5 protein-coding genes and 1 pseudogene are annotated in these 3781 nt (G+C 69.9%); all 6 read left to right on the top strand.

Features of this window, described 5'->3' with window-relative positions:
* A pseudogene (locus ACFV5N_RS25740) lies at positions 1 to 299 on the top strand (hypothetical protein); the annotation flags it as partial.
* A 95-nt stretch (positions 300 to 394) separates the two neighbouring features.
* The gene (locus tag ACFV5N_RS25735) at positions 395 to 1126 is read left to right on the top strand and encodes a DUF2993 domain-containing protein (RefSeq protein ID WP_385604314.1); all 732 of its coding nucleotides are present in this window, start codon (positions 395 to 397) and stop codon (positions 1124 to 1126) included.
* Positions 1127 to 1280: 154 nt separating this feature from the next.
* Positions 1281 to 1382, top strand: a complete 102-nt coding sequence (locus tag ACFV5N_RS25730) for a putative leader peptide (RefSeq protein WP_346133130.1) — start codon at positions 1281 to 1283, stop codon at positions 1380 to 1382.
* Positions 1383 to 1550: 168 nt separating this feature from the next.
* The gene (locus tag ACFV5N_RS25725) at positions 1551 to 2390 is read left to right on the top strand and encodes a sulfurtransferase (RefSeq protein WP_385604311.1); all 840 of its coding nucleotides are present in this window, start codon (positions 1551 to 1553) and stop codon (positions 2388 to 2390) included.
* Between the two features lie 36 nt (positions 2391 to 2426).
* Positions 2427 to 2714: a DUF1416 domain-containing protein gene (locus ACFV5N_RS25720; RefSeq protein ID WP_019431807.1), complete on the top strand. Its 288-nt coding sequence runs from the start codon at positions 2427 to 2429 to the stop codon at positions 2712 to 2714.
* Positions 2715 to 3223: 509 nt separating this feature from the next.
* On the top strand, positions 3224 to 3781 hold a 558-nt coding region (locus tag ACFV5N_RS25715; protein ID WP_385604308.1), incomplete at its 3' end, for an FABP family protein.

Below are 3781 nucleotides of genomic sequence, written 5' to 3'. Positions count from 1 at the left end.
CCGCCACGGCCGTCGCCGTGGCGGCGGTCGCGCGCGGTCTGGTGACGGCGGCGTTCGTGGCGCCGGTCGTGGCCTTCGTGCTGGCGGCGGCGGCCGGCGCCGGTGCGGCGCAGCTCGCGGACCTGGAGCTGTGGAAGGGCGCGGCGCTCGGCGCGGCCGCCGGGGCATGCGCGCTGGCGGGGCTGCGGGTGGCCAGTTACGACTTCCCGTCCCGGTTCGTGCACTTCACCGCCGGGGTGGCGCTGCCCCTGACGGCGGCGGCCCCCGCGGTGTACCCGCTGGCCCGGGTGCTCTTGTAACGGAGCTGCTGCAAGGCGGTCGTCCGCCCGCCGCTCACCGGAAGGCCGGGTTACGCTCGCGGCAGTCCGGACATACGACGGGGGAACCTCACCCAATGCGTGCCTTGCGAATATCAGTGATCGTGCTCGTCGTCCTCGGCGTGCTGTTCACCGTGGCCGACCGGCTCGCGGTGTCCTACGCCGAGGACGAGGTCGCCACGAGGGCGCAGAGTTCCCTCGGCCTGTCCGAGACCCCGGACGTCTCGGTCAAGGGCTTCCCGTTCCTCACCCAGATCCTGGGCAAGAACCTCAGCCGGGTCGATGTCGGTCTCGACTCGTATCCGGCGCGGGTGGACGGCACCTCGATCACCGTGGAGCAGCTGGACATCGAGCTGCGCGACCTGAAGCTGGGCTCGAACTACTCGACCGCCACCGCGCGGCAGGCGGACGGCACCGGGCTGATCACGTACGAGGAGCTGGGCCGGGCGTACGGCGAGCTGCTGGGCTCGGACAGCACGGGCCTGGGGATCGCCTTCGGCCTCGCGGACGACGGGCGGCTGCTGATCACGCTCCAGGCGTCGGTGATGGGGCAGCGCCTCGATGTGGGGGACGTGCCGGGGGACATCACCCTGGAGGGCGACCGGGTGCGGGTGAACGTCGACAAGGACGAGCTGCCGAGTCTGCCCGCCGCCGCGCTGTCGCAGGTGGAGGCGATGATCGACGAGCAGGCCGGGGTGGAGCGCACCATCTCGGGGCTGCCGGACGGGCTGACCCTGGACGCGGTGACGCCGGGTGAGCAGGGCCTTGAGCTGACGGTGAGCGGGAGCGATCTGCGCCTGGTGGGCTGACCGACCGCACCGCCACCGCGCCACACCGCGCCACCGCCGCACCACGTCGCGCCCGGGGGCCGCCCTCCCGCCGCTGTTCATATGGCGGACATCCACGTCTCAGCATCCGGAAGCCTCGTGACAGGCCGGGGACCGTATCCGTACGATCACGGACATGATGCGTCAGGCTGCGGGCACCCCCGCCGGGGGACTCACCAAGCGGCGGGCAGTGGACCTCTGCCGCGTCGCCGCCATGCTCTGTCGCCGCGCCGGCTGACAGCCGCGCTCCTGCGCGTACCGCCGCACCACACTCCGCACCGTCGCCGGTACGCCGCGCCGTGCCCTGCGCCGCGCGCGTACGCCGGTCCGCATCCGGTAGGTACCGGTGCGTACCGGCATGAACTCCCGACTCCCCCCTGCTCACCACAGCCGAAGGAGAACGAGCATGAGCCGCAGTGACGTCCTGGTGGACGCCGACTGGGTCCAGCAGCACCTCGACGACCCCGGGGTCGTCATCGTCGAGGTGGACGAGGACACCTCCGCCTACGAGAAGAACCACATCAAGAACGCCATCCGCATCGACTGGAAGCAGGACCTCCAGGACCCGGTGCGCCGCGACTTCGTCGACCGCGAGGGCTTCGAGAAGCTGCTGTCCGCCAAGGGCATCGCCAACGACGACACCGTGGTGCTGTACGGCGGCAACAACAACTGGTTCGCGGCCTACGCCTACTGGTACTTCAAGCTGTACGGCCACCGCGACGTGCGGCTGCTGGACGGCGGGCGCAAGAAGTGGGAGCTGGACTCCCGCGACCTGGTGGCCGAGGTGCCGCAGCGCCCCGCCACCGAGTACCGCGCCCAGGAGCAGGACCTGTCCATCCGCGCCTTCCGCGACGAGGTCGTGGCGGCGATCGGCACCCAGAATCTGGTCGACGTGCGCTCCCCCGACGAGTTCACCGGCAAGCTGCTCGCCCCGGCGCACCTGCCGCAGGAGCAGTCGCAGGTGGCCGGCCACGTGCCCACCGCCCGCAACATCCCGTGGTCGAAGTCCGCGAACGACGACGGCACCTTCCGCTCCGACGAGGAACTGACCGCGCTGTACGAGGGCGAGGGCGTCGATCTGAGCAAGGACACCATCGCGTACTGCCGCATCGGTGAGCGTTCGGCGCACAGCTGGTTCGTGCTGCACGAGCTGCTGGGCCAGCAGAACGTCAAGAACTACGACGGCTCGTGGACCGAGTACGGCTCGCTGGTGGGCGTCCCCGTCGAGACCGGCCCGGCGAAGTAAGACCAGGCGAAGCAAGAGAAGACGGAGACAGGAATCATGTGCGGAGCGAAGTCCGGCGGCCCCGACGCCGCCGCCACGGCGGGCCAGACGACCATCCAGGGCGTGGTCACGCGGGACGGGGTACCGGTGACGGGGTACGTCCGACTGCTTGACGGCACCGGCGAGTTCACGGCGGAGGTGCCGACCTCGGCGACGGGCCAGTTCCGGTTCTTCGCGGCCGAGGGCACCTGGACGGTGCGCGCGCTGGTTCCCGGCGGGAGCGCCGACCGCACCGTGGTGCTCGCCGAGCGCGGTGCGCTGGCCGAGGTCGCCATCGCGCTGTAGCCCGGGGAAGACGCACAACGACCGCGCCCCTTACGGTGTCACCGGAGGGGGCGCGGTCTTCGGGTATCAGGGGGTTCGGACTCCTGGGATTCCTGGTTGGTCGACGGTGTTTCCGGGTTCTGCGGCAAAGTCGGTCAGCTCGCCGTCCCGCAGTTTCCGCAGACCCAGTCGCCCGCGGGTCCTTGGTGCATGTTACCGCCACAGTTCGGACAATTCATGATCACATCCTCTCCACGCCGTTAGACGCACGAGCCGCCGAACCCGTTCAGTCCGGCGTGATCACAAAACGGTCAATGGGCACGGCAAGCCACCCAGCCAACTGGCCTACCTCCCTCGGCTTCCCCCGGATGCGGCCCGCTAGACTCGGCAGAGCACCGTATTTTTCCCGCCGACGCACTAGGAGCCCCCGTGCTCGAGGCATTCTTCATCACCCTGATGGTTCTGGTCGCCGTGGGTACCGCGGCGTTCACCGGCCTGGTCGTGAAGAAGCTCTACCAGGGCCAGCGCTGATGATCGAGATCCCCTCCGATCTGCACCCGGATCTCGTCCCGCTGGTCTTCCTGCTGGGCAACTGGACCGGCGCGGGCGTGGCCGAGTTCGCCGGCGAGGAGGCCACCAACTTCGGCCAGGAAGTCAGCTTCTCGCACGACGGCCGGGACTTCCTGGAGTACTCCTCGCACACCTGGCAGCTGGACGACCAGGGCGAGAAGGTCCGCCCGCTGGAGTCGGAGCACGGCTTCTGGCGGGTGACGGGCGAGCGCAAGGTCGAGGCCGTCCTGATCCGCCAGGACGGGGTCGCCGAGGTCTGGTACGGGGAGCTGGCCGAGGGCAAGCCGCGCATCGACCTGGCCACCGATGCCATCGCGCGTACGCCGTCCGCCGCCCCCTACACGGGCGGAAAGCGGCTGTACGGCTACGTCAACAGCGATCTGATGTGGGTCGGCGAGAAGGCGACCCCCGAGGTGCCGCTGCGCCCGTACATGTCGGCGCATCTGAAGAAGGTCGTCGACCCCAGCACCTGGGCCAAGGACCTGAAGGACCTGCCGGACGACGGCATCGCCTTCTTC

Source organism: Streptomyces sp. NPDC059853 (assembly GCF_042731495.1).
In the GTDB taxonomy this organism is placed as follows: Bacteria; Actinomycetota; Actinomycetes; order Streptomycetales; family Streptomycetaceae; genus Streptomyces.
This window is presented reverse-complemented; position numbering and strand designations above follow the sequence as displayed.

Excerpts from the sequence above, each read along its gene's own strand:
- ACFV5N_RS25735 (WP_385604314.1), top strand. The coding sequence starts at position 395 with ATGCGTGCCTTGCGAATATCAGTGATCGTGCTCGTCGTCCTCGGCGTG.
- ACFV5N_RS25730 (WP_346133130.1), top strand. The coding sequence starts at position 1,281 with ATGATGCGTCAGGCTGCGGGCACCCCCGCCGGGGGACTCACCAAGCGG.
- ACFV5N_RS25725 (WP_385604311.1), top strand. The coding sequence starts at position 1,551 with ATGAGCCGCAGTGACGTCCTGGTGGACGCCGACTGGGTCCAGCAGCAC.
- ACFV5N_RS25720 (WP_019431807.1), top strand. The coding sequence starts at position 2,427 with ATGTGCGGAGCGAAGTCCGGCGGCCCCGACGCCGCCGCCACGGCGGGC.